Origin of the sequence: Saccharothrix sp. CB00851, from assembly GCF_001905065.1 — a bacterium.
GTDB lineage: Bacteria > Actinomycetota > Actinomycetes > Mycobacteriales > Pseudonocardiaceae > Actinosynnema.
On the sequence record NZ_LWLC01000064.1, the window covers coordinates 25,953 to 51,376 of the forward strand.

Below are 25,424 nucleotides of genomic sequence, written 5' to 3' on the forward strand. Positions count from 1 at the left end.
GTGCACGTGAGCCAGCCCGTGACGGCGGGCGTGGCGGCGGTGGTGGTGGACCTGGCCCGTGCGCAACGGGACCTCGGCTGGTCGGTGACCGTGGTGTGCCCGCCGGGGCCGCTCGCCGACCGGGCGGGTGAGCTCGGCGTCGAGGTGCGCACCTGGCACGCCCGCCGGCACCCCGGGCCCGGGACGATCGCGGAGGTGGTGCGGCTGCGGCGCGTGCTGCGCGGGCTCGCGGCGGACGTCGTGCACCTGCACAGCTCCAAGGCCGGGCTGGTCGGGCGGCTGGTGGTGCGCGGACGGCGGCCGACGCTGTTCCAGCCGCACATGTGGTCGTTCCAGAGCGCCGGCGGGCCGGTGGGACGTGCCGCCAGGGCCTGGGAGCGGGTGGCGGCGCGGTGGACGCACCAGCTCGTGTGCGTGAGCGACGACGAACTGGCCGCCGGGCGTGCCGCCGGGGTGGGCGGTCCGGCGGAGGTCGTGTGCAACGGCGTGGACGTCGAGCGGTTCCGGCCCGACGACCGGGTGGCCGCGCGGTGGCGGCTGGGGCTGCCGGACGTGCCCACGGCGGTGTGCGTCGGCCGGCTGGTGCCGTACAAGGGGCAGGACCAGCTGCTGGCGGCGTGGCCCGCGGTGCGGGCGCAGGTGCCGGACGCGCGGCTGGTGCTCGTCGGCGACGGGCCGATGGCCGAGCGGTGGCGGGCGTCGTGCGACGACGAGTCGGTGCGCTGGTGGGGGCACGACGACGCGGTCGCCGACTTCTACGCCGCGGCGGACGTGGTCGTGCTGCCGTCGCGGGAGGAGGGGATGGCGCTGGTGCCGTTGGAGGCGATGGCGTGCGGGCGGTCCGTGGTGGCGTTCGACGTCAGCGGCGTGCGGCAGAGCGTCGGCGAGGCGGGTGCGGTGCTGCCCGCCGGTGACGTCGCCGGGCTGGCCGAGGCGGTCGCGGTGCGGCTCGCCGACCCGTCCGCGGCCGACCTGGAGGGCGCGCACGGCCGGCGGCGGGTGGAGCTGCTGTTCGACCGGCGGCAGGTGGCCGACCAGGTCGCCACCCTGGTCGACAAGCTCTTGGTGGGTGCCCGGTGAACCGGCGGCCGCGGGTCGCGTACGTGCTGACCCAGGACAGTGGGGGACCGGTGGACGTCACGGTGCGGCTGGCGCGGGCGCTGATCGCCTCCGGTGAGGCGGACGTGCGGGTGTTCGGGCCGGTGCCGCGGCGGGGCGCGGAGGCGTTGACCGGGCACCACGAGCGGGTGGAGGTGGGCGACAAGGCCGACGTGCGGGCCGGGTGGCGGGCACGGGCGGCGGTGCGGGCGTGGCGGCCGGACGTGGTGCACGCGCAGGACCGGCGGGCCGGGCTGGTCAGCGCCGGGTTGCGGTGGCGGCACAAGGTGATCCAGACCTACCACGGCGTGCCGGACGACGTGCGGGAGGACTGGTTCCGGGGCGTGCCGCGGGCGGCGGCGCCGTCGGCCTACACGCGCACCGTGCTGGCGGCGGACGCGGTGGTGGCGCGGACCGTGCACCGGACGGTGGTGCCCGCGCAGGCCATGGGCCGGTTCCTGGCGTCACGGCTGAAGGTGCCCGCGGGCCGGTTGGCGCACATCGACAACTGCGTGGAGCCGGCACACGTGCAGCCGCCGACCGGGCCGGTGCGGCGGTTGGTGTTCGTCGGGTTGCTGGTGGAGCGCAAGGGGTTGGCGACGTTGCTGGCGGCGTTGGCGTTGCCGGGCGTGATGCCTGCGGACGCCACGTTGACCGTGGTGGGTGACGGGCCGGAGCGGGCGAGGGCCGAGGCGCTGGCGCGGGCGTTGGGCGGGCGGGTCGAGTTCCTGGGGTTCCGGCCCGACGTGCCGGACCTGTTGCGGCACCACGATGCCCTCGTGCTGCCGTCCACGATGGAACAGCAGCCGCTGGTGGTGGCCGAGGCGATGGCGGCGGGCAAGCCCGTGGTGGCGACGGACACCGGCGGGGTGGCCGACATGCTCGGTGACGCGGGCTGGGGTGGCACGGGTGCGGGTGGCGCGCTGGCCGCACCGGGTGACGTCGACCAGTTGGCCGCCCGGCTGCGCGGGCTATTCGCCGAACCGGACCCGGCCCGGATCGGGCTGTCGCTGGCGGAACGCGCAAGGGAACGGTTCGCACCCCACGTGTGCGCCCGCCGCCACCTCACCCTCTACCGCGAACTCCTGGGCTGGACCCCGGTCACGACATAGGGGGTCGGGATCACCGGTGCCGGTTATGGCGCAGGGGGCGCTGACTCGGTCGTGGTCGGCTCGGTTGTCGTCGTAGTCGACTCGGTGGTGGTCGTTCCCGTCGCGGTGGTCGGCTCGGCCGTCGTCGTTGTCGTGGGCTCAGGGGTGGTGGTCGGTTCGGTGGTGGTGGGCGTGGTGGGGGAGCCGTTGGGGTTGACCAGGATCACCGCGTCACCGGAGGCCACCTCGATCGTGGCCGGTGCGGTGCCGCCGCCGTCGATGTCGACCAGCCCGGGCGGCGGGGTCACCTGCGCGGGTTTGCCGGTCGGGTTCACCGCCACGTACCCGCCGGTGAACCGCCGGTCCCACGCGCCGGACGGCAGCCGGTTGGCCGTCTCGGTGGCCTCGCCCAGCTTCGCGTCCTGGTACCGCGACCAGTCCGGGTTGCGGTAGTCCCTGGTGGTCGCACCCGACCAGCACGTGTGCGGGCTCGCCAGCAACGCGGCCGTGGCGTAGCCGACGCGTTCCTCCCGCGCGCCCTTGGTGTGGGTGATCAGCAGGAGCCACGTCTCGCCGAGCGCGGCCTGCGACCGCAGTTCCTTCCACTCGTTGCCCTTGAACGTCAGCAGCTCACCCGTTCCGGTGTCGCGCAGCCCGAAGTTCTCCTCCATGGCGCCGTCGTACCGCGAGTGCGCCGACCACCGTCCCGCGGTCAGGTGGGACTCGGACACGTTCGGGATCAGCATCTTCCCTGCCTTGCGCAGGGCGTCACCGGCCGTGGTGAGGAAGGTGTCCATGCCGTCGCGGATCAACCGGTCGGACTCGGCCGCGTTCGCCGTGCCCTTGAGCACGGCCGAGGAGTAGTACTTGAGGGAGCTGAAGTCGTTGTCGGCCAGCACGCCGTCCCAGCCCTCGCGCACGACCTCGGCGGTGACCGCCTCGCTCCACGCCTTCTGGTACGCCGGGTCCCACACGGTCATCTGCCAGTGCTTCGGGTAGGAGTTCCACTCGATCCGGTGGTCCTGGGTGTCCACCGCGAACCAGTGCGGGTGCTCGCGGTGCGCCCGGAAGTAGCCGATGCCGGTGGGCAGCAGCGGCGCGTCCATGTCACCGTCGACCGCGCCGGGGTAGTTGCGCGCGCTGGAGAAGTCCTTGTAGACCAGCACCTTGATCCGGGGGTTGAGCTGCTTGAGCTTGCGCAGCGCGATCGTCTCGGTCGCGTTGAGCACCACCAGGCTGTAGTGCCGGGCGGCGAACGCGATCTCCCGGTTCGTGGGCGGCTCGCCGATGCCGTACCACCAGCCGCACGGCGCGAGCGGCTTGGGCAGCGGGCCGAGCGGCTCCACCGGCGGTACCGGTCTGCCGGCCGCGGCACCCGCCGTGCACGCCGCGCCCGGGACCAGGAGCGCGGCGGCGCACAGCAGGCCGAGCAAGCGGCGGGATCGGCGTCGGTTCAGCGGTTCCTTCGGCACACCAGCTCACCCACCGTCTGCAACAGGATTTTCACGTCCAGCCACAACGACCAGTTGGCTATGTAGTAGTTGTCGTATCGGGACCGGTCGACAATCGAGGTGTCGCCCCGCAGGCCGTGCACTTGCGCGAGGCCGGTCAGCCCCGTCGGAACGCGGTGACGGGCCCAGTATAGCTCGTGGATAGCCGAGAACTCGCGGACGAAACCGGGCCGTTCCGGGCGCGGGCCGACGATCGACATGTCGCCCCGGATGATGTTCCACAACTGGGGCAGTTCGTCCAGCGAAGTGCTGCGCAGGAATCGGCCGACTGGTCCGACCCGGCGATCCCCGACCACCGACCAGGTGACTTGGGAATCGTCTTCGCCGTTCATTCTCACGCTGCGCAGCTTGTAGAGCACGAACGGCTGATCGTCCATCCCGACCCGCACCTGCCGGAAGATCACCGGCCGGCCGCTCTCCAGCAGCACGGCCAGCGCGCACAGCGCGATCACCGGCGCGAGCACCACCAGCGCCACGGCGGCCAGCAGCACGTCCATGGCGCGCTTGACCCACCAGCTCGGCCTGCTGGTCGGCGCGGTGCCCAGCCGCATCAGCGGGTAGCTGCGCAGCCGCTCGATGTCCGGCCCGTCCTGGTACAGCTCGAACATCCGCGGCACGACCAGGGTGGTGCAGCCCAGCCGGTGCGCGGTGATGGCCGAGTCGACCACCGACGACTCGCGCGCGTGGGAGAACGCCAGGACGACCGTGCCGACCCCCAACCGGGTGATGGCGGCGGCGAGGTCCTCGTCCATGAGCTCGACCGGCAGGGCGGCGCGGTCCAGCGCGGGCTCCGGGTCGACGAACCCGACCGGGCGCAGGCCGAACTCCGGGTGCGCCAGCATCGCGCCGACCAGGTCGACCCCGACCTTCCCGGCGCCGACCACGATCGTGCGGTCGCAGCGGTGGAACCTGCGCCGGCACCAGCGGCCGAAGGCGAACACGAACAGCCGGGCCGGTTCGCTCAGCGCGGCGAACGCCAGCACCGCCCACTGGGTGGCGAAGGCGGTCTCCGGTGGCGCGCCGCCGATCATCCCGGCCAGCGTGACCAGGGCGAACGCCACCGCCGTCGCACCCGCCGAGCGCGGCAGGTCGTGGAACCAGGACAGCCACAGCCGCCGTCGGTACAGCCGGCACGCGGCCCGCACGCCCAACAGCGCCGCCGCGACCACGGCGGTCCAGCGCGCGCCCGGCGAGTACCGGACCGCCACCGCGGCCACCGCCGTCACGTCGACCGCGACCAGCAGCACCGCCACCGCGTTCACCCGCCGCAGCAGGTCCGACCCCGACGCCTCGCGCGGCCTCGGGTGGCGCCACCGCGACACCAGGGTCGGGGTGGTCGCCGAGCCGACCCCGTTCACCTCAAACCACCCTTGCCAGGGACCGAGCGCGTCCCGTCCACGCCACACCACATCCGGACGACGTCCTTCCCACCATGAACCCGATTATTTGGTCACCCGTTCGAGACCATCCGAACGGGAAGCTCTGCTCACTCGGTGTGCATCAAGTGTGATTCATCGGCGCTAATTCACTCTTTCGGTGATCACTCTGCCCCTTTCTGGTGGCCCGGTGCTCCCTGTCCTTCGAGAATTCATCCTGACGTGCGACGAGATACCACCGGGGTGGTCGAATCCCGTCGCGGTCCGGAGGCGAATAATTCTGGACCGTCATCCGCCATCCAGTGAAATGGGGCCCATTGAGCGTCGATGAAGGCGACGTGCGCACCACGTCGGAACAGGGCGGACCGGCCCTCTCCGGCGGCGCGCGCACCCACGCCCGTGCCCACGTCGTGCTGCCCGCCTACAACGAGGCCGCCTCGCTGCCGCCGCTGCTCACCCGGCTCGCCGAGGTCGCGCGCACCGGCAAGCTCACCGCCTGGGTCGTCGACGACGGCTCGTCCGACGGCACCGCCGACGTCGTCGCCGGGGGCTGGCCGGGCCTGGACGTGCGGCTGGTCAGCCACCCGGTCAACCTCGGCCTCGGCCAGGCCGTCCAATCAGGACTGCGCGCGGTGCTCGCCAAGGCCGACCACGACGACGTCGTCATCGTGATGGACGCCGACGACACCCACGACCCCGCGCTGATCGAGCGGCTGGAGCGGGAGATCGAGGCGGGCGCGGACGTGGTGATCTGCTCCCGGTTCGTCGACGGCGGTGACGACGCGACGGCGCCCCCGCTGCGCCGGCTGCTGTCCCGGGGTGCCGCCGCGCTGTTCCGCCGCGTGCTGCGGTTCGAGGGCGTGCGCGACTTCACCAGCGGCTTCCGCGCCTACCGGGTCAGCCTGCTGGTCCGCGCCGAGCGGCACTGGGGCGAGCGGCTGATCGAGGAACGCGGGTTCGCGTGCATGGTCGAGCTGCTGCTCAAGCTGCGGCACTGCCGCCCGGTGGTCACCGAGGTGCCGCTGGCGCTGCGCTACGACCGCAAGCGCGGCCCGAGCAAGATCCGGATCGCCCGCACCGTCTGGCAGTACGTGAAGCTGCTGGTCCGCGACCGGCTCTCGCCCGCGCCGTACCGGGCGCTGTGATGCGCGCGGACCACGGGCACGTGGTGGTGGTCGGCGGCGGGATCTGCGGCCTGGCCACCGCGCACCGGCTGGTGCGGGCGGGCACCAGGGTGACGCTGCTGGAGGGCAGCGACCAGCTCGGCGGGCTGGGCACGTTCTTCGCCTGGCGCGACCGGTGGGTGGAGCGCTTCTACCACTGCGTGATGCCGACCGACGACCACCTGCTCGACCTGCTCGGCGAGCTCGGGCTGCGCGACTCGATCGCGTGGCGGCCCACCCGGATGGGCATGGTCGTGGACGGCCGCGCGTTCCCGTTCAACACGGCCCTGGACCTGCTCAAGTTCACCCCGTTGGGTGTTCTCGACCGGCTGAGGTTCGGCGCGGTCTCGGTGCTGCTGCGGCGGTTGGGGCGCGGCAAGGACCTCGACGGCACGCGCACCGAGGACTGGCTGCGCGGCCTGTACGGCGACCGGGTGTGGGAGCTGCTGCTCGCGCCGCTGTTCGGGGCGAAGTTCGGCGCGCGGTTCGGCGACGTGCCCGCGCTGTACCTGTGGCAGCGACTGGGCCGCGAGGGTGCCGTGTCGGTGCGCGGGTACCCGGACGGCGGCTACCGGGCCGTGATCGACGCGCTGAGGGCGTCCATCGAGGCCGGTGGCGGGGTGGTGCGGCTGGACGCGCCGGTGCGGCGGCTCGGCGTGATCGGCGGCCGGGTGCGGCTCGCCCTGGACGGCGGCGAGGCCGTGACGGCGGACCGGGTGGTGTCGACGTTGCCGCTGCCGTTGCTGCGGCAGCTCGCCGACGACGACCTGGCCGCGCGGCTGCCCGAGGTGCGGCTGCCGTACCAGGGCGTGGTGAACGCGCTGTTCTTCCTGCGCCGGCCGTTGTCGGGGCACTACTGGACGCCGGTGGTGCGGTCCGGCACGGAGTTCGACGGGCTGATCCAGATGACCCCGCTGGCCGGGGTCGAGCCGTACGACGGGCGGCACCTCGTCTACGCGATGCGCTACACCGACCGGGAGTCCGCGCTGTTCGGGGAGGACGAGGCCGCCGTCGCGGAGCGCTGGACCTCGCAGCTGCTGGCCCTGCACCCGTCGTTGCGCCGCGAGGACGTGGAGGACGTGCGGGTGTTCAAGGCACCGTTCGTGGAACCGGTGTACCCGCTCGGGTACCTCGCGCGGCGACCGCCCGTGGTGGTCGCCGGCACACCACTGCTGCTGGCGACCACCGCGCACGTCTACCCGGACGTCACGAGCTGGAATTCGAGTGTGGGACTCGCGCGGCGGGTCGTCGCGACGCTGGCGGGGGCACCACAACCCGTTCCGGGCTGAGCTGCCGGGCGTACCCCGGCTCGCCGCGGACCAGCTGCCCGAGCGCGGCGGCGATCCGGGCCGACGGCGAGCCGGTGCCGTACGGCGAGGGGATGTGCTCCAGGCGTGCCCGGTGGCCCGGCACGTCGTCCAGCCACCGCAGCACTTCCGCGCACAGGCGTGGACCCGGCGGCACGAGCGTGCCGAAGGTGCCCTCGATCTCGGGGCGTTCGGTGCTGCGGCGCACCACGACCACCGGCCGCTTCAGGACGCTGACCTCCTCCTGGATGCCGCCGGAGTCCGACACGACCACGGCGGCGCAGCGGGCCAGCGCCAGGAACGCCGGGTACGCCTGCGGTTCCACCACCTCCAGCCGGTGCAGCAGGGCGGTCAGGCCGAACGCCTCGACCCGCTTGGCCGTGCGCGGGTGCAGCGGCAGCACCACCGGCAGCGGCAGGCGGTTCAGCTCGCGCAGGATCGTCTCCAGGTTGACCGGGTCGTCCACGTTCTCCGGGCGGTGGACGGTGGCCAGCACGTAACCGTCGCGCCGCAGTTCGTGCGCGGCCAGCACGACGGCTTCCTCGTCGCGTCCGGGCAGCGCCGTGACGAGGGCTTCCACCACGGTGTTGCCGGTGATCGCGATGCGCTCGTCGGGGACGCTCTCGGCCAGCAGGTTGGTGCGGTTGAGGGGGGTCGGCGCGCAGCACAGGTCGGCGAGGTGGTCTATGGCCACCCGGTTGTGCTCCTCGGGCATCGCCCGGTCGAAGCTGCGCAGGCCCGCTTCGACGTGCACCAGCGGCACGTCGTTGGCGTTGGCGGCCAACGCGCCCGCGAGCGCGGAGGTGGTGTCGCCCTGCACGATGACCGCGTTCGTCGGGTGCTGCGCCAGCACCTCGTCCACCGCCGCGATGGCCGCGCCGAGCTGACCGCCGCGCCTGCCACCGCCCACGGCCAGCTCGTGGAACCGCCCCGGTCGGCCGATGTCCTGTCGGATCCGGTGGTACATCGAGGTGTCGTAGTGCTGTCCGGTGTAGACGACGGTGGCGTCGGCGCCCAGCACGCGGATCAGCGGGGCGAGCTTGATCAGCTCCGGCCTGGTGCCGCACACCATCGTGACGCTGCCGGGAACTCCCTGGTCTATCGGACCCACCTCCAGTCGCGGATGACGCGCGCCCGGGGCGCGATCGCGGTGAAGGTTAGAGTCCCGGTGGGAGATTTCCCTTGCGCCTCAGTCGATCGAGTGAACTTGGCGGCGCGCGTGGTCGAGTTGTCGGGGTGCCTCAGTAGATTGGTGAGTGGATCATTCTGGATTGGACGGTTTCGGTGATGCGAAGACACGTGGTCCTGTTCGCCACGGCGGTGCTCGTGGCGGTCGCGCTGGGTCCGCCGCCCGCGCGGGCGACCAGGTCGGTGCTGCTGCCCGACCTCCGGCAGGCGCCGGTGGGGTGCGCGGGCGGTTACTCCGGTGACGTGTCGCGGTGCGTGGACTGGGACGTGTGCCCGGTCGCGGACCCGGCCGCGCCGAACGGCGAGTGCGTGCGGAAGGGCTCGATCGGGGCAGTCCGGCTGAGGTTCACCACTTCGGCGGACAACATCGGCGACGGCCCGCTGCTGATCCACGGCAGCCGCGGCCATACCGGGCAGTCGCGGATGGCCGCGCGGCAGGCGTTCCAGTCCGCTGTGGACGGCTCGATCCCGATGTCGTACGAGGAGTCGCAGCGGCCCATCCCGGCGGCCATGTACTACGAGCCGGCGGTCACCCACGAGCACTGGCACCTGCTGGGCTTCGAGCACTTCCAACTCCGCACACCTTCGGGTGACACGGTGGTGACCGACCGGAAGAACGGCTTCTGCCTGGGCGACCGCTACGTGACGCCCGACCACGTGGCGAGCCGCCCGGCCGACGACGGCAGCCCGCAGGGTCGGCTGTCGGCGTTCCTGCGCCAGAACCGGTGCGGCCACCACGCGCCGGAGGCGTTGAACGTGGTGCAGGGCATCTCGGCCGGGTACGGCGACGACTACGTGTACACGGTCGACTTCCAGTGGCTCGACATCAGCAAGGTGCCGTCCGGCGTCTACGACCTGGTGAACATCGTCAACGCCGACCGTTCCCTGCTGGAGAAGTCGTACACGAACAACGCCTCCTCCATGGCCATCTCCATCCGCTGGCCGAGCCACGCCGCCAGCCCCCCGGCCACGATCACCCAACTGCCGGAAGTCCGACTCATCCGCAACTGCCCGGGCACCGACCGGTGCGCCCAGCTCCTCCAGCTCACCCAACTCGGCCACTGACCGACCCCTCCACCACGCGCCCGGTCCGCCGCCGGTCTGCCGCGCCCGCTCGGCCGCCGGTCCGCCTCACGGCCGCCGCTCCGCCGCGTGGCCGGTCCGCCGCCGGTCTGCCGCGCGCCCGCTTGGCCGTCGGTCCACCACACGGGCGCTCCACCGCCGTCTGCCGCGCGCCCGGTCTGCTGTCGGTCCACCACGCGTCCGCTGTGGGGCCGGTTCGCCGCGTGTCTGCTGAGCGGCCGGTCCACCACGCGTCCGCTCCGGCGCCGGTCCGCCGCCCCGTCTGCGAAGTCGGTGCTGAGCGGCCGTTGGGTCGCTGCCGAGTTGTTGTCGAGCTGCTGTCGAGGCCGGGTGCCTGACCGGTGCTGAGGTGCTGTTGTGCCGTGCGTTCTCCGCCGTTCCGCCGAGCGACCGCACCTGCGGGGTGCACCGCGCGGGCGCCGGCCCTGGCTCGACGTGCTCTGACGGGAGCCGGCTCGGCGGTTTGGCGAGGTCGTGGTCCGGGAATTCGGGGGCGTCCGGATCGGCGACCCGAAGGGTGGGGCCATGTCGTTGGCCACCGAGCAGCGCGTTCTCGCCGGGCGCTACCAGTTGACGGGCAAGCTCGGCGCGGGCGGTGCGGCGGAGGTGCACCGGGGGTGGGACGTGCTGCTCCGGCGGTTCGTCGCGGTCAAGGTGTTCCGGGGCGGGGAGGTGGACGAGCGCCGGTTCGACAACGAGGTGCGGACGTTGGCCGGGTTGTCGCACCCCGGGCTGCTGTCCGTCTACGACGTCGGCACGTGCGGTGAGGTGTCGTTCGTGGTCATGCAGTTGGTCGAAGGCACGACGCTGCGTGACCGGCTCGTGGACGGCACGTTGACGCCCGTGCGGGTACGCGCGCTCGGCCACCAGGTCGCCGACACCCTCGACCACGTGCACGACCAGGCGATCGTGCACCGGGACCTGAAGCCGTCGAACGTCCTGCTCGACGACTCCGACACCGCCTACCTCGCCGACTTCGGCCTGGCCCGCTCGCTCGGCTCGACCCGGCTCACCAACACCAACGAGGTCGTCGGCACCGCCGCCTACCTGGCACCGGAGCAGGTGCGCGGCGAGGACGTCGGCCCGCCCGCGGACGTCTACGCGCTCGGCCTGGTCCTGCTGGAGTGCCTCACCGGCTACCGCGAGTACCAGGGCAACCGGGTGGACGCCGCCGTCGCCCGCCTGCACCGCCCGCCCGAGGTCCCCCGGGACGTGCCCGCCGGCCTGGCCCGCCTGCTGACCCTGATGACGTCCCTCTCCGCCCGCCGACGCCCCACCGCGGCCCAGGTCGCCGACCGCCTCCGCCCCGCCCCGGCCGCCCTGCCCCGCGACCGGCTCCTGTGCGGCGGCCGCACGCCGTTCACACCGTCGCGAGGAACCGCTCCAGCGCGTCGTTGAACTCCTCGGGCCGTTCGAGGTTGGGCAGGTGGCCCGCGCCGGGGATCACCGCGAGCGTCGAACCCTGCATGATCGAGTGCATCTTCTCGGCCACGGCCACCGGCGTGTACTCGTCCTCCTCACCTACGACCACCAGCGCGGGCACGGTGGTGCGGGCAAGAGAGTCCACGTAGTCGGGCCGTTCCGCCCGCCCGCGCAACGCCGCCGCGGCGCCCTCCGGCGACGTGCCGCGCATCATCCGCAGCACGTGGTCGGCCACGTCCGGCAACGCGACGACGTTGTGCGGCGAGATCATCTTGTCCAGCACCTCGTCGGCGTAGGGGCCCATGCCTTCCCGCACCAGGCGCCCGGCCATCCCGTACCGCATCTCGCGGCCCTCCGGCGTCTCGCCCTCAGGGAAGGTGTCCGCCAGGACCAGTGCACGGACGCGTGACGGGCGCGCGCGGTGCAATTCCATCACGATCTGGCCGCCCATCGACAGCCCGCACAGCACCACCTGGTCGAGCCCGAGCCCGTCGAGCAGCCCGATCAGGTCGTCCGCGAACACGCCCAACGGCGTCGTGCCGGGCACCACCGTCGTCTCCCCGTATCCACGCAGGTCAGGGGTGATGACCTGGTAACGCGCACGAAGGTGCTCGACCTGGGGCCGCCACAGCGAGCGGTCGAACGGGTGGCCGTGCACGAACAGCACCGGAAGGCCGTCCCCCTGGTCGTCGTAAGCGATGTCGATGCCGTTCACGCGCATGCCGTCCCCCTCGATCCGTTGACGACAGCAGCCTAGGAACGCCACCATCCTCGGTGCAATGAAAACAATGCTCTCGGTGCAATATGAGGTGCCCGCGTGGACTACCGCCTGATCGCGGACCGGATCGCCGCCGACATCGCGGCCCGCCGGCTCAAGCCCGGCGACCGCCTCCCGCCGCAACGCGCGTTCGCCCGCCGGCACGGCATCGCCGGCTCCACGGCCGCCCGCGTCTACGGCGAGCTGATCCGGCGCGGCCTCGCGGTCGGCGAGGTCGGTCGCGGTACGTTCGTGCGGGCCGCGCGAGCCGAGCCCGAACTGCCCGAACCGGGCGGCGCGCGGATCGACCTGGAGCTGAACTTCTGCGTCCTGCCGGACCAGTCCGACCTGCTGGCGCCGGGCCTGGACCGACTCCTGCGCGACGGCCTCGACCGGGCGCTCACCCCGATCGGTGTCCGCGGCACGCCGGAGGCACGGGCCGCCGTCGCCCGTGCGTTGGCCCGCGGCGGGTGGACGCCGGACGAGGACCGGGTCCTGTTCACCGGCAACGGCAAGCAGGCGATCGCGGCCGTGGTGTCGGCGCTGGTGCCGGTCGGCGGACGGCTCGGGGTGGAGGCCGTCACCTACCCGGTGGTGAAGGCGATCGCGGCCAGGCTCGGCGTCACGCTCGTGCCGCTCGCCGTGGACGACGCGGGCGTGCTGCCGCAGGCCGTCCGCGCCGCCGACGTGCGCGCGGTCTACCTGCAGCCGACCCTGCACAACCCGCTCGGCACCACCATGCCGGACCACCGCCGCACCGAACTCGCCGACACCGTGCGGGACCTGGATGTCCAGGTGGTCGAGGACGCCATCTACGCCTTCCTCGGCCCCGACCTGCCGCCGCTCGCTCCCGAACGCACGACCGTCGTGGACAGCCTGTCCAAGCGCCTCGCGCCCGGTCTGGCGGTCGGGTTCGCCGTCCCGCCGGGGCACCTGGTCGACCGGGTCGCCGCCGCCGCGCGCTCGGGCGGCTGGGTGGCGGGCCACTTCGCGCTCGCCGCGGCCACCGGCTGGCTCACCGACGGCACCGCCGAGTCCATTGTGGACCGCAAACGCGCGCTCGCCGCGGCACGGCAGCGACTCGCGCGGGAACGCCTGTCCGGTTTCGACATCCGCGCCGACCCCGGCGCCTACCACTGCTGGTGGCGGCTGCCGGACCGGTGGCGGGCCGAGACGTTCGTGGCCGCCGCGGCACGGCGCGGCATCGCCGTCACGCCCGCCGCCGCGTTCGCGGTCGTGCCCGGCCACGCGCCGAACGCCGTCCGCCTGGCCCTCGCCTCCGTCCCCACCGACACCCTGGCCGCCGCGCTGGACGTCCTGGCCGCCGTCGCCGAAGGCAGCCCGGAGGACGAGCAGGTCGACTAGTGCCGCGAGGCGCCCTGCTGAGCGCCGGAAGACGCGGTGAAGGCCGCCGGTCGCGGCACTATAGTCACGTCATGGTGACCAGGGTCTCGTGGCTCCTCGACTCCGATCCGGCGCTGCGCTGGCAGGTCGAGCGCGATCTCCTCCACGAACCGCCCGAGGTCTGGGAAGCGACCCGGGCGAAGGTCGCGACCGAGGGTTTCGGCGCACGCCTGCTCGCGCTGCAGGACCCGGACGGCCAGTGGGCGGGCGGCGCGTTCTTCCCGGCGGGCTTCGACTTCCACGGACCGGAAGCGGCCGAGGGTGCGGGGCAGCCGTGGACGGCCACGACGTGGACGCTGAACTCGTTGCGCGAGTGGGGACTCGACGCCGAGGTCCTGCGCGGCACGGCCGAGCTGCTCGACCGGAACTGCCGCTGGGAGTATGACGACCTGCCCTACTGGGGTGGTGAGGTCGACTGCTGCATCAACGCGTGGACGGTGCAGAACGGCCTGTGGCTCGGTGCCGACATCACCGGCATCGTGGACTGGTTCGTCGAGCACCGCCTGCCCGACGGCGGCTGGAACTGCGAGTGGGTCGAGGGTTCGACGCGCTCGTCGTTCCACTCGACGCTCAACTCGCTCAAAGGCCTGCTCGACTTCGACGCCGCGACCGGCGGCACGGACGCGACGCGAGCCGCCCGCCGTGCCGGCGAGGAGTACCTGCTGGAACGCGGCCTGTTCCGCCGGCTGTCCACCGGCGAACCCGTGGCACCGTGGGTGAACCGCTTCTCCTACCCGTTCCGCTGGTACTACAACGTCCTCAACGCGGCCGAGTACTTCCGCCGGGCGTGCCTGTTCGACGGCACGCCGCCGGAACCGCGGATGGCCGACGCGATCGAGCTGATCCGCGCCGAGAGGCAGCCGGACGGCACCTGGCTGCAAGCCCGCCGCCACCCCGGCCGCGTGTGGTTCGAGGTCGACGTGCCGGCGGGGGAGCCCTCGAAGTGGCTGACCCTGTCCGGGACGCGGGTCCTGGACTGGTGGGACGACCGCCGCTAAGCGAACACGACCACGTACGTGGCGACCACCGCGAGCAGGTACCCGGGGTAGCCGACGCGGGCCGCCCTGGCCAGCCGTCGTTGCCTCGCGGACGATCTCCTCAGCGATCCGCTCGGCCCTGGTCGACCTCGTCGGCGTCGTCGTAGACCAGCAGCTCGACCGGGTGGCCGTGGACGCCGCCGTCGTCGTTGATCTCGTCCAGGCGCATCCGCACACCGCGTTCGAGGTCGGCGGCGGCGGTGGCCGGGTCGCACCCGGTGAGGCCCGCGACCAGCGTGATGTGCACCGGGGGACTGGTGGCCTGGCCGACCGTCGTCCACACGCCCACCGCGGTCAACGCCACCAGCACCACGGGGCGGCCGCCGCGAGCAGCGCCTTGGGCTTGCTCTTCCGTCGTGGGGTGGAGGCGACCGGGTCGGGGCGCGGCGGCTCGACCACGTCCCGGGCTTCGGGCGGGGGAGTCGGCTGGACGCCGCGCAGCGCTTTCCGGGCGCGGTCGGTGGCCGGGTCGGCCTTGACCGCGTAGGCCCGGTTCAGGCAGAAGAGGCGTTCGGCGTCGTCGGTGACGAGCTCGGCGAGCCGGCGCCAGGCGGGTTCGTACTCGTCGTCCTCGGCGAGTGCCACGCCGAGCAGGTTCCGTGCCGCCGCCGGTCCGTGGTGCGCAGGGCGAATCGCCCGGTGCGTGAGCGTGACGGCGGTGTCGGGCTTGGCGGGCTTCTCGTTCTCGGACACGAGCCGGACGCTGGGCAGGTCACCCGGAGCCCGATGGAGAATGACCTGACCGGGAAATGATCAGGTCATTCGAGCGGGCGGCCGTCCTCGTCCTCGATGTGCATGGCGGCGTCCTCGGGGCCGAGCAGGTTGTCCGATCCGGCCTCGTCGGCGATGGCCGTCGCCTCGTCGTCGATGAAGCTGCCGTCGCCGCCGGGTGCGGTGTACTGCGGGCCGACGTTCTCGGGGGCGCGACCGCGGTGGATCGTGCCCCATCCCGGTTCCAGCTCTTCCTGCTGCTCGGACATCGGTCCGCGGGCGGGTCGCGCGCGTTCGTCGGCCATGGTCGCTCCTTCCGCGCCGGCACGCGGACGGCCGCACCGGCACACCGACGGGTTACCCGTTAGCCCGTTCGGGACACGGCTCGTTTGTGCGTGGGTGCGGCGGTGAACCCGGTGGGCATGACGAGGAGCGGCACGATGGCGGTGTCGGTCGACGCCTGGGGTGTGGACCTGGCCGCTGACCTCGGCGTACCCTCCGAACCGGCCGGTGTGGTGGTGTTCGCGCACGGGTCGGGCAGCTCGCGGCACAGCGGGCGGAACCGGGCCGTGGCGGAGTCGCTGCGCCGGGACGGGTACGCGACCCTGCTGCTCGACCTGCTGACCGAGCGCGAGGAGCGGGAGGACCGCGTCACGCGGCGGCTGCGGTTCGACATCGGGCTGCTGGCGGAGCGGGTGGCCGCGTCGGTGGAGTGGGCGTCGCGGGCGCCGGCGACGCGGGGGTTGCCGATCGGGCTGTTCGGCGCGAGCACGGGTGCGGCGGCGGCACTGGTCGCGGCGGCCGGGACGTACCTGGTGAGGGCCGTGGTGTCGCGGGGTGGGCGGCCGGATCTGGCGGGACGTGCGCTGGGCCGGGTGCGCGCGCCGACGTTGCTGGTGGTCGGTGGTCGTGACGAGGAGGTGCTGGCACTGAACCGTGCGGCGGCGGAGCAGTTGGCGGTGCTGTGGCAGCTCGAGGTGGTCGAGGGGGCGACGCACCTGTTCGAGGAGCCCGGGGCGTTGGAGGAGGTTTCCCGCCTGGCGGGTGCGTGGTTCCGAGACTTCCTGTGACTTCCGGCTTCGGCGCGGCGGGGTTCAGGTCGGGCGGGGTTGGGGACGGGGGTTGGTTGCCGGCCTCGTTGTTTCAACCGACGTTTCAGGTTGAGTATAACGCCGTTTTGTTTGATGCCTCTTCCAGAACCACTCGATTGGGGGACCTGGCCCGGCCCGGGTAGGTCGGACGGTGAGGTCTCCTACCAGGCACTTTACCAGGCGCCGGAGGGCTCGTGGCCGGGATCGTGCCGGCGCGAGTCGGACGCGGCGCAGTGGGATGTCCGCGCCGCGTCCGACAGTTGCCCGATCACGACCGCCAGGTCAGCCGCGCCGCCACTTCTGGTTCGCCGTGCCGCCGCACTCCCACAGTTGCAGGACCGCGTCGTTGTTCGGGTTCCAGTCGGCGATGTCCACGCACTTGTTCGCCTGCGGGTTGACCAGGTCGCCGGCGGCGGTCAGGACGAACTGCTGGGCCGGGTTGCCGCTGCACCTCGCGATCTGGATCGGGGCGCCGTTCGCCGTCGAACCCCAGGCCACGTCCATGCACATGTTGTTCTGCGTGCGCAGCGTGCCGCCGGTCGACTCCCACTTCTGGTTCGTCCCACCGGTGCAGTCCCAGACGATCAGGCGCTGCCCGTCGGCGAAGTTCCAGTTCGGCACGTCGACGCACTTGCCGTGCCACGCGCTGACGATGCTGCCCGACGGCGGAGGGGGAGTGGAGCCGCCGGTGAACGGGGTCAGGATGATGCCCGCCGAACGCGGGTCACCGTCGTGCACCAACGACTCCTGCGCCTGCACGTCGTCGAACGCGAACCCGTACGCCTTGCCGTCCACCATGTTCTGGTGCACGAGCCGCGAGTAGTGGTTGGTCAGCGACCCCTGGTAGAAGTCGGCGGGACCGCCGCCGGGCTGGGTGTCGATCCGGCCGAGCGTGGAGCGGTGCAGGGCGGCGCACAGGGTGCGTGCGATCGGGCCGACGACCTGGTCGTTGGGCGCGTGCAGGGCGCCGTCGCAACCCCACACGTTCGACGTGGTCGGCTTGGCGAACGACGCCACGTGCTGACCGGCGGAGTTGGTGAAGTTCATCGTCGTGCCGGACGTGCGGCCGAAGTAGCGGATGTCCGGCCGATTGCCGAACGGCACCACGGTCAACGTCTTGGTGGTGTAGGCGTTCCACGCCTGCGTGATGTACGGGTCGAGGTAGGCGCGGTCGAACAGGCCCGCGTCGGCGGCCTTGCCGGGCGCGAGCACGCGCACCACCGTGCCGTCGGCGCGGGTGCGGACGCTGTTCGCCCAGCCGGCCTGGTCGCGCACGCCGTTGATCACGTTGTCCCGGCCGTTCGCGACCAGTTCGCCGGTCTTCTTGGTCACGCCGCTCGCACCCGTCACGGTGACCGCGTGCGGCACGGCGAACATGTCCACCTGCGAGCTGTTCAGCCACAGGCCCGCGTCGTTGTAGGTGAACTCGCTCCAGTCGAACAGGATGTCCCGGTTCGGGTCGCTCGGCGACCACGGCGCGGGCTGCACCAGGCCGTCCGGGGTCAGGAAGAACTTCAGCTTCTCCCCGAACGACATGTAGACGCGGCCGGAGATGAAGCGCGGCACGCGCAGGGTGACGCTGCCGCCGTTGGCCGGACCCGCGATCGACACGTCCGGCGCGGGCGCGGGCGGGTTGGCGCCGGCGGGCCACGGGGTGAACGTGCCGGACTGGTTGACGTACCCGAGCCGGCCGCCCGGCCGGATGTCGGTGCCCAGGACGTACAGGTGGACGGCCTCGGAGCGGCCGCTGTTGTTGGTGACGGTGAGCGGCAGCAGGTCCGGTCCGATGGCGGCGGCCGGTGTGGCGGCGGCCAGTGACGCGGACGTGGCGAGCGCGGCGAAGGCGCTCAACCACTTCGTCAGGGTGCGCATGGGTGCGACTCCTCGGTGCAGGGCAGGTTGTGCCGACCTCCCGGCCGGTTCCAGGGCGGCCGGGAAGGCGGGCGCTCACGCGGACAGGGCGTCGTGAGAGCGCTTCCATAGGGTTGTGCGATGGTTGAACCAATGTCAAGCCCGGAACGTGACGCGGGCCACTGGAGTCCCGTGTGGAGGGCGACCAGAGTGGTGCCATGACCTACGACGTCGAGTCCGTCCGCGCCCGCTTCCCGTCCCTGGGCACCGGCACCGCCCACTTCGACGGACCGGGCGGCTCCCAGGTGCCCGCCGTCGTCGCGGACGCCGTGCGTGACGCGATGGTCTCGTCCCTGGCCAACCGGGGCGTGGTCACCGCCGCTGAACGCGCGGCCGACGCGATCGTGCTGGACGCCCGCCGCGCCATGGGCGACCTGCTGGGCGCACCGCCGGAAGGTGTCGTGTTCGGGCGCAGCATGACGCAGCTGACCTACGACTTCGCCCGCACGCTGGCGCGCACGTGGCAGCCCGGTGACGAGGTCGTGGTGACCAGGCTCGACCACGACGCGAACGTGCGGCCGTGGGTGCAGGCGGCCGAGGCGGTGGGCGCGGTGGTGCGGTGGGTCGGGTTCGACCCGGCGACCGGTGAGCTGGACGACGTCGCCGACGCGCTGTCGGACCGGACCCGGCTGGTGGCCGTCACGGCGGCGTCGAACCTGATCGGCACGCGTCCGGCGGTGGCGGAGATCGGGGCCGCGGCGCACGAGCGGGGTGCGCTGTTCTACGTGGACGGCGTGCACCTGACCGCGCACCACCCGGTCGACGTGGAGATGCTCGGCGCGGACTTCTTCGCGTGCTCGCCGTACAAGTTCTTCGGGCCGCACTGCGGTGTGGTGGCAGGGCGGCCGGAGGTGTTGGCGGACTTGCGGCCGGACAAGCTGGTGCCGTCGTCGGACGCGGTGCCGGAGCGGTTCGAGCTGGGCACGTTGCCGTACGAGGTGCTGGCCGGCTGCACGGCGGCGGTGGACTTCATCGCCGACCTGGCTCCCTTCGCCGGTTCCCGTCGCGAACGGATCGTGGCGTCGTTGGCGACGGTGGGCGAGCACGAGGACCGGTTGCGGGAGAAGGTCGAGGCGGGGCTCGCGGAGCTGCCCGGGACGGTCGTGTGGTCACGGGCCCGGCGGCGCACGCCGACCGTCCTGGTGACGTTCACCGACCACGCGGCGGCGGACGCATACCGGTACCTGGCCGGGTTGGGCGTGAACGCGCCTGCCGGTGCGTTCTACGCGGTCGAGACGTCCCGGTGGCTGGGGCTGGGCGACACGGGCGGGCTGCGGATCGGGCTCGCGCCGTACTCGACCGGAGCGGAGGTCGACCGGCTGCTCGACGGGCTGGCCGCGTTCCTGCGTTCGGCGTAGCGCGAACCGGCGGCCGTCCGGCTGGACCTAGCGGCGGCGCGGGCCGAAACGCAGTCGCATCCGCCGGACGGCGACGCTGATCAGCGGTCGGTGGGGGAGCAGCCACGCCAGCGGACCGGACGGGTCGACGTGCCAGGTGGCGCGGACCGGGGCGACGCGGCCGGTGGCGCGCAGGGGTGTGCGGGCCAGGCCGTCACCGAACGCCTGCCACGTCGACCCCACCACCGGCAGCAACAAGCCGAGCCGGGACGCCCCGACGCGGACCGACGCGATGGGACCGCGCGCGTCACGGGCGGCGAGATCGCGACCCCGGTCGAACTCGGCGAGCTCCTTGGGAATGCCCCACAGCTGACGGCCACCGGCCCGGGAGGTCTCGCTGTCCACCCAGATCCGCGCGATCGACACCCCCAGCCGCGCACCGCGCCGCACCAGCACGGCGGCCAGCAGCTCGTGGTACACCAGGCCGGGCGGCCGGTAGTCCACGAACGCCGTACCGACCACAGCCCACCCGAACACCGTCACCGGCCGCACAGGCAGCGGTGGCAGCGCCGTCGCCCGGACCAGCCACACGGACACGCACGCGCGACCGTGCAGCTCCCACGGTTCCGGCGGATAACTCACCATCGGACGTCCTCACCACGGCGTGCTGGAACGCCGTCCACTTCGGACTCGCACGCCGGCTCTCTCGACTTCGTAAACCTTCCGGTGCGTGTCGGGTGGCACATGTGCGCTTGGCTGACCGTCACCGGGCGCTGCCCAGGCCACGGCGGGTGCGCTTGGGCGGTGGCGGCGGGGTGTGGTCGGTGGTCGGGGCGAGGGTGGTGTAGGCGTCGAGCCAGCCGGTGACGCGGTAGTCGCCGCGGCGGGTGAAGACGGCTGCTCCCACGGTTTCGTCGTCGTCGTCCGATGACGGGTACGCGATGGTCGCGGCGGTGGTGGGTGCGGTCCAGGTCCGGCCGCGCCAGGCGATCGCGGTGGCGCCGGTGCCCGTGCCGCCGGTGACGGTGGCGTTGTCGGCGTGCGCGGTCGGGGTGTGGTTGGTGGTGCGTTCCCGCAGCAGAGCGGTGTAGCCGGCGTGGTCGAGGACGCAGCCCGCCGGTGAACGTCCGGGTGGCCAGTCGGGCGAGCGGAGGCCACGGGCGACGGCCGAGCGCCACAGGTCCGGCACCACGGCCTTCAGGTGTGCGCGAGTGGCCATCTCCTCGCACATCCACAACAATCGGCCGGCGCCGCGGCCCGGTGCGAGACCACGCCAGCGGACGCGGTGGTCCAAGTCGGCGGCCACGATGGCGATCCACGGGTGCACGGTGCCCAGCACACCCTGCGCGGCCAGCCACGCCAGGAACCGCGGCGCCTGCTCGTACACAGGGTGCAGCGTGGCCATCGGGATGCCGCCGGCGACCCGCCGCTTCGAGTCGAACAGGTGCGGTGACCGTGCCGCGAGCAGCAGCGCCGCCCACGCCAGGTCACCGGGAGCGGTCGTCGTCTGCGAGCCCAGGCCCTTCACCGACGTCGTGTTGGTGATCTGCGACGTCTTGCCACCCGCCTTGATCACCGTCGCCACGGCCGGCCGCACCGGTTCCGGCACCGGGATGCCCGCCAGGTCACGCACCGCCACCGACAGCACGAGGCTGAGCGCGTTCTCCGCCTCGTCCGGGTCACGCGGCACGGGCAGCAGGCCGAGCGTGCGGCGCAACCGGTGCCCGGTGTGGGTCGACACCATCATCCGCGCGGTCAACCGGCCCAGCTCGGTGATGGCGAGGCGCCCGTCGGTCGACGTCAGGTGACCCTCGTCCACCAGGAACTGAACGGCCTCCTGCACCGGTTCCAGGTCATCGTCGCCTTGCGCGTGCGCCAACGTCTCCACCCACCACGCCTGCGCGTCGTCCACCGTGCCGATCCGGCCCTGCAGGACCTCGGCCAGCACGTGGTCGGGCAGCGAGTCGCGGATCCGCGAGTAGACCGAGTACCCGGCCACCAGCCTGGTCTGCCAGTCCGCGCGTTGCGTCTCGTCGACGACCAGGTACGACCAGCCCTCGGTCTCACCCGCGCCGATGCGTCCCGCCCGGCCGAACATCTGCAGCACGGTGGACGTGTCGATCGGTTCACCGCCGATCGACACGTCCCTGATGATCACGGCCCGGGCCGGCAGGTTCACGCCCGCGGCGACGGTGGACGTGGCGACCAGGACGTCCGCCTCACGTGCCCGGAACGCCCGTTCGGCGGCGTGCTTGTGCTCGTAGTCGGCGTAGTGCAGGCGGACGCCGACCTCCGCGCACGCCTTGGTGAGGCCGTCGACGTCGTCGGGGGCGACGGTGTGCACGGGCGCGCCCCGGTCGGCGGCGATCGCCATCGCGGTCGAGCGGACGTTGCGCTTGGAGCCGCAGAACACCAGCACGCTGCCGCCCTCGGTGGTGTGCCGGTGGGTCAGGTCGAGCACGATCTGTTCCCGCAGCCGGTTGTTCGCGGTGAAGCCGGACGCGGCGGGGATCGTCGGCAGCTGCCAGGTCACCGTGGACGGACGCCAGGTCGTGGCGACCAGGTCCGCTTCCAGCCACTCGGCGACTTCGGCGGCGTTGGAGACGGTCGCCGAGAGGCCGACGATGCGGACCGGCGAGTCGGTGCCGCGGACGCGCGCCAGCAGGGCTTCGAGCAGCGCGCCGCGGTTGGGGCTGCCGAGCAGGTGGATCTCGTCTACCACCAGGCAGCCGACCTCGCCGAGGGCGGCCTGCAGGGAACTGGCGCGGCAGATCGCTTCGAACTTCTCCGTGGTGGCGACCCACAGGTCGGCCGCCTTGACCGCTTCGACGTCCACGGCGTACTCGCCGGACAGGCGTTCGACGCGCAGGCCTTCGTCGCGCCACGTCTCCAGTTCGCGGTCGAGTTCGTCGGTCAGGGAGCGTTGGGGTACCAGCCAGGCGGCCTTGCGGCCTTCGTGCAGGATCGCTTTGAGGACGGCCAACATGCCCATCGCCGTCTTGCCCGCGCCGGTGGGTGCGGTGATCAGGACGTGGGAGTCGCCGTCCACCAGGTGGGGCGCGGCTTGGGCTTGGGCGGGGTTGAGGACGGGGAACGGCAGGAACCGCGCCCAGTCGTCCGGGACGAAGCGCGTGATCGGCACCGGGTCGGGCACGTCGGCGGTCGGTTCGTGCAGGTCCCACAGCATTTCGAAGGCCAGGCGCGCCGCCCGTGCCCCCTCGCCGACCACCGACTCGCACCGCTCCGGCACCACCCCGCCGACGTCCGACAGCCAGGCCGTGGCGGCGGTCGCGGACACTTCCTCCTGCTCCAACCAGTGCCGCACCGCTCGGTACGGCACTCCCGCTGCCTCAAGCCGCGCCCGCACCTCGTCAAATTCGGACAAATCGGGCAAAACGACCCGCGCATCCACCCCGGCCGGCACCTCCGGCACCTCGAACCCGGGGTCGACCGTCTTGCACCACCACACGAGCCGCGACCCCAGCGCCGCCAACGCGGGCGGCAACACCGCAACCCCGACCGAACGCGCCGCCGGCGCCACCTCGGACCCACTGAGGATGGACCGGATCCGCGCCGCCATCGCCACCGTCGACACCCGCCGCCTCGGCTGGTGCTCGGGCGCGTCGACCGCCGGTGTGACCTGCTCTTCCTCCTCGACCTCCGCGCTCGTCCGCGCCCGCCACCCCACCGCTCGCGCCGCGACCTGCGGCTCGCGTTCGACGGCTCGTGCCTCGGCCTCCGGTCCACCGCCGGCCGCCGCGATCCGCGACTCGTGCTCGGCGGCTCCGCCTGGAGCCTCGGCCCCCGGCCCACCGCCGGCCGCCGCGATCCGCAGCCCCGTCCCGAGCTCCGCGCCCGCCCGTGCCTTCGACGCCGTGCGCCCGCCCGTGACCCGCCGCTGCGAGTTGGCCTGGGTTCGACCGCGCGGCTCGCTGCCTGCCTGCGGCTCGGGTTCGTCGTCGATTCGCGGCTGCGGCGCGCTGCCGGCTGCCCCGGCTCGCGGTTCCGGCTCAGCGTTCGCGCTGGCCAGCGCCCCGGACTCCGACCGCCGCCCCGGCGCCTGCCGCCCCGAGCCGGGCCGCCCTGACCCGGGCTGCCCCGATGCCTGCCGTCCCGACCCGGGCTGCTCCGACCCGGGCTGCTCCGACCGCAGGTCCCCCGTCCCGGCCCGTGGGCGTGTCCCGGGTTCGGGCGCGGTGACCGCGGTGCCTTGGCCGGCGCGGGAGTTGCGGGCCAGGGCTTCCAGCTGGGCGTCCTCCGCGAGGCGGCGGGACACGGCGTCCGGGCGGAGGTCGCCGAGGACCGAGCGTTGCGCGAGCTTCAACTCCCGCAGCGTGAACGACGCCGGGCACGTGGGGCAGGCCACGGCGGCCTGCAGCTGCTGCCTGCCGCGGTCCGGGTGGGCGCGGTACAGGCCGTGCAGTTCGCCCTCGCACTTCGGGCACCGGCGGTCGATCGGCACGGGTGACAGTTGCCAGCCGGGCTCCGCGTACCGGGCGATCGCGGGCTCCGGGCGGACTCCCCACCCGGCCTCCACGACGCCCGCGACCGACGTGTCCACGACGGGCGACCCGTGCTCCACTCGTCGCCCTCCCGTCCCGGCCGCAGGTCGTCGGCACCCCTGGCGGCCGACACGTGATGCTATGCCGAACCGCGTCCCGGGCGGCCCTGTGGTGGTGGGGCGGGGTGGTCGGCGCTCCGTCTCATTCAACCGAGGTACGAGAACAGTGTTTCCGTACATTTTCGGTCCATGATCACCCGATCGTGTTCAGGATCGGGATGTGCTGCTCCTCCTCCGTCAGGGATCCGTGGTGCCCGACAAAGGTAGTGAGTCCCGGCTCAACCGTCGAACGCACGACCGCCAGCGAACCCTTCGCCGCCACGACCAGGTCACCGATCCGCGGCAGCACGTGATCAGCCACCCGAGGCCCGAACCACCCCGCCGCCACGGCCTCCGCCCGTGACGCGATCCACGCCCGGTCGCCCAACCGCTCCACCCACCGGGCCCGCACCGCCTCCGGATCCTCCGTGTACACGTGCCGCACCCGCGCCTCGCCACCGAGCAGCCGCACACCGTCCCGCAGCACGTCATCCGTGTCGAAGTCGACCCGGTCGTCCGCCGCCACCATCCCGTGATCCGCCGTCACCACCAACGCCCCACCAGCCGGCAACCCGTCCGCCACCGCCGCCGCCAACCGGTCGACGAACCGCAACTGCCACCGCCACGCCTCACTACCCGGCCCGTACACGTGCCCGAGCGCGTCCAGGTCGGCGTGGTAGGCGTAGCAGAGCACCCGCTCCGCCGACCGCAACGCCTCCGCCACCCGCGTCACCAGGTCACCGAGCCCGAGCACGCCCTCGAACCGCCCACCCCGCAGCACGGCCCGCGTCAGCCCGCTGCCCCTCTGGTCACGCGGCAGCACGAGCCGCACCGCCACCCCCGCGTCGGCCGCCACCTCGAACGCCGTCCGCCGCGGCTGCACGTCCTCCGGCACCAGCACGTCCCGCAGGTCGACGTGCGACCCCGCCCCGTACCGCGACCACCGCAACGCGTTCAACACCTCACCGCGATCGGCGAACGAGTACCCGACCAGCCCGTGCTCACCGGTCGGCACCCCGGTGCCCAACGCGGCCAGGCTGGTCGCCGTGGTCGACGGGAACCCGGCCGTGATCGCCGAACCCGCCAACGACGCCAGGAACGGCGCGTCCGCCTCGTGCTCCCGCAACAACCGCCACCCCAGGCCGTCCACGAGCAGCACGCACACCCGTGACGGACCGGACAGGCCGAGCACGTCCACCATCCCCGGCACATCCAGCCCGGAAAGCAACGACGGCACGACGTCGGCGAGCGATCCGCCCCCGTACCGGGGCACCAGCGGGTCCATGGCACCCGACCCTAGCCCGAGACCGGAGCTCGGCGGGGAAAGGAGACGATGT

Annotated in this window: 21 protein-coding genes; 10 read left to right on the plus strand and 11 right to left on the minus strand. The window is 72.9% G+C overall.

The genetic code is table 11. From position 1 onward, the window contains the following. Positions 1–6 precede the first annotated feature (6 nt). Together A6A25_RS38655 and A6A25_RS38660 are read left to right on the plus strand one after the other, a co-directional pair. Positions 7–1,080 carry a glycosyltransferase gene (locus A6A25_RS38655; RefSeq protein WP_241829152.1) on the plus strand — a complete coding sequence of 358 codons (1,074 nt, stop codon included), beginning with the start codon at positions 7–9 and terminating at the stop codon, positions 1,078–1,080. Then, entirely contained in the window at positions 1,077–2,210 is a 1,134-nt protein-coding gene (locus A6A25_RS38660; protein ID WP_073899022.1) for a glycosyltransferase family 4 protein, read from the plus strand. The genes A6A25_RS38655 and A6A25_RS38660 overlap by 4 nt, the downstream gene beginning before the upstream one ends. A gap of 23 nt (positions 2,211–2,233) precedes the next feature. Here A6A25_RS38660 and A6A25_RS38665 read toward each other — a convergent pair whose 3' ends face one another. Together A6A25_RS38665 and A6A25_RS38670 are read right to left on the minus strand one after the other, a co-directional pair. Further along, the gene (locus A6A25_RS38665) at positions 2,234–3,661 is read right to left on the minus strand and encodes a putative glycoside hydrolase family 15 protein (protein WP_241829153.1); all 1,428 of its coding nucleotides are present in this window, start codon (positions 3,659–3,661) and stop codon (positions 2,234–2,236) included. Then, on the minus strand, positions 3,643–5,058 hold the full coding sequence (locus tag A6A25_RS38670; RefSeq protein ID WP_083669017.1) for a sugar transferase: 1,416 nt from the start codon (positions 5,056–5,058) through the stop codon (positions 3,643–3,645). Before A6A25_RS38670 ends, A6A25_RS38665 begins: the two co-directional genes overlap by 19 nt. A 335-nt stretch (positions 5,059–5,393) precedes the next feature. Between A6A25_RS38670 and A6A25_RS38675 the strand changes: the two genes are divergently transcribed. After that, positions 5,394–6,221 (plus strand): glycosyltransferase, encoded by an 828-nt coding sequence (locus A6A25_RS38675; RefSeq protein ID WP_073899024.1) that lies wholly within the window; start codon positions 5,394–5,396, stop codon positions 6,219–6,221. Then, positions 6,221–7,528, plus strand: coding sequence for an FAD-dependent oxidoreductase (locus A6A25_RS38680; RefSeq protein ID WP_073899349.1), 1,308 nt, complete (start codon positions 6,221–6,223; stop codon positions 7,526–7,528). Before A6A25_RS38675 ends, A6A25_RS38680 begins: the two co-directional genes overlap by 1 nt. Here A6A25_RS38680 and wecB read toward each other — a convergent pair. Then, positions 7,446–8,618 carry a non-hydrolyzing UDP-N-acetylglucosamine 2-epimerase gene (gene wecB / locus A6A25_RS38685; RefSeq protein WP_073899026.1) on the minus strand — a complete coding sequence of 391 codons (1,173 nt, stop codon included), beginning with the start codon at positions 8,616–8,618 and terminating at the stop codon, positions 7,446–7,448. The two genes, A6A25_RS38680 and wecB, sit on opposite strands and share 83 nt — an antisense overlap. A gap of 215 nt (positions 8,619–8,833) precedes the next feature. Between wecB and A6A25_RS38690 the strand changes: the two genes are divergently transcribed. Both A6A25_RS38690 and A6A25_RS38695 read left to right on the plus strand, forming a co-directional pair. Beyond that, positions 8,834–9,799, plus strand: coding sequence for a lysyl oxidase family protein (locus tag A6A25_RS38690; protein ID WP_143193695.1), 966 nt, complete (start codon positions 8,834–8,836; stop codon positions 9,797–9,799). Between the two features lie 543 nt (positions 9,800–10,342). Continuing rightward, entirely contained in the window at positions 10,343–11,215 is an 873-nt protein-coding gene (locus A6A25_RS38695; RefSeq protein ID WP_143193696.1) for a serine/threonine-protein kinase, read from the plus strand. On the opposite strand, the gene A6A25_RS38700 is transcribed toward A6A25_RS38695, so the two are convergent. Further along, positions 11,178–11,960 (minus strand): alpha/beta fold hydrolase, encoded by a 783-nt coding sequence (locus A6A25_RS38700; protein ID WP_073899032.1) that lies wholly within the window; start codon positions 11,958–11,960, stop codon positions 11,178–11,180. The genes A6A25_RS38695 and A6A25_RS38700 overlap by 38 nt on opposite strands. Positions 11,961–12,056: 96 nt before the next feature. On the opposite strand from A6A25_RS38700, the gene A6A25_RS38705 reads away from it, so the two are divergent. Both A6A25_RS38705 and A6A25_RS38710 read left to right on the plus strand, forming a co-directional pair. Next, positions 12,057–13,361 (plus strand): aminotransferase-like domain-containing protein, encoded by a 1,305-nt coding sequence (locus A6A25_RS38705; protein ID WP_073899034.1) that lies wholly within the window; start codon positions 12,057–12,059, stop codon positions 13,359–13,361. A gap of 71 nt (positions 13,362–13,432) precedes the next feature. Then, a complete protein-coding gene (locus tag A6A25_RS38710; protein WP_073899036.1) occupies positions 13,433–14,398 on the plus strand; it encodes a squalene cyclase in 966 nt (321 codons plus the stop codon). Positions 14,399–14,498: 100 nt separating this feature from the next. On the opposite strand, the gene A6A25_RS44450 is transcribed toward A6A25_RS38710, so the two are convergent. The 3 genes from A6A25_RS44450 to A6A25_RS38725 all read right to left on the minus strand — a co-directional run bounded on the left by A6A25_RS44450 (position 14,499) and on the right by A6A25_RS38725 (position 15,453). Beyond that, positions 14,499–14,741 carry an ABC transporter substrate-binding protein gene (locus A6A25_RS44450; protein ID WP_073899038.1) on the minus strand — a complete coding sequence of 81 codons (243 nt, stop codon included), beginning with the start codon at positions 14,739–14,741 and terminating at the stop codon, positions 14,499–14,501. After that, on the minus strand, positions 14,732–15,130 hold the full coding sequence (locus tag A6A25_RS44455; protein ID WP_073899040.1) for a hypothetical protein: 399 nt from the start codon (positions 15,128–15,130) through the stop codon (positions 14,732–14,734). The genes A6A25_RS44450 and A6A25_RS44455 overlap by 10 nt, the downstream gene beginning before the upstream one ends. Positions 15,131–15,195: 65 nt before the next feature. After that, positions 15,196–15,453 (minus strand): hypothetical protein, encoded by a 258-nt coding sequence (locus A6A25_RS38725; RefSeq protein WP_073899042.1) that lies wholly within the window; start codon positions 15,451–15,453, stop codon positions 15,196–15,198. Between the two features lie 135 nt (positions 15,454–15,588). Between A6A25_RS38725 and A6A25_RS38730 the strand changes: the two genes are divergently transcribed. Continuing rightward, positions 15,589–16,218, plus strand: a complete 630-nt coding sequence (locus A6A25_RS38730) for a dienelactone hydrolase family protein (protein ID WP_143193697.1) — start codon at positions 15,589–15,591, stop codon at positions 16,216–16,218. 303 nt (positions 16,219–16,521) lie between these two features. Here A6A25_RS38730 and A6A25_RS38735 read toward each other — a convergent pair whose 3' ends face one another. Beyond that, positions 16,522–18,111, minus strand: a complete 1,590-nt coding sequence (locus A6A25_RS38735; protein WP_073899044.1) for a beta-1,3-glucanase family protein — start codon at positions 18,109–18,111, stop codon at positions 16,522–16,524. Between the two features lie 197 nt (positions 18,112–18,308). On the opposite strand from A6A25_RS38735, the gene A6A25_RS38740 reads away from it, so the two are divergent. Continuing rightward, positions 18,309–19,508: a cysteine desulfurase-like protein gene (locus A6A25_RS38740; RefSeq protein ID WP_073899353.1), complete on the plus strand. Its 1,200-nt coding sequence runs from the start codon at positions 18,309–18,311 to the stop codon at positions 19,506–19,508. A 27-nt stretch (positions 19,509–19,535) separates the two neighbouring features. Here A6A25_RS38740 and A6A25_RS38745 read toward each other — a convergent pair whose 3' ends face one another. The 3 genes from A6A25_RS38745 to A6A25_RS38755 form a co-directional block, all read right to left on the minus strand. Continuing rightward, complete coding sequence (locus tag A6A25_RS38745; RefSeq protein WP_073899046.1) at positions 19,536–20,132, minus strand: acetoacetate decarboxylase family protein; 597 nt, start codon at positions 20,130–20,132, stop codon at positions 19,536–19,538. A 118-nt stretch (positions 20,133–20,250) separates the two neighbouring features. Further along, on the minus strand, positions 20,251–24,069 hold the full coding sequence (locus A6A25_RS38750; RefSeq protein ID WP_073899048.1) for a DEAD/DEAH box helicase: 3,819 nt from the start codon (positions 24,067–24,069) through the stop codon (positions 20,251–20,253). A gap of 172 nt (positions 24,070–24,241) precedes the next feature. Continuing rightward, positions 24,242–25,372: an alkaline phosphatase family protein gene (locus A6A25_RS38755; protein ID WP_073899050.1), complete on the minus strand. Its 1,131-nt coding sequence runs from the start codon at positions 25,370–25,372 to the stop codon at positions 24,242–24,244. Positions 25,373–25,424 lie beyond the last annotated feature (52 nt).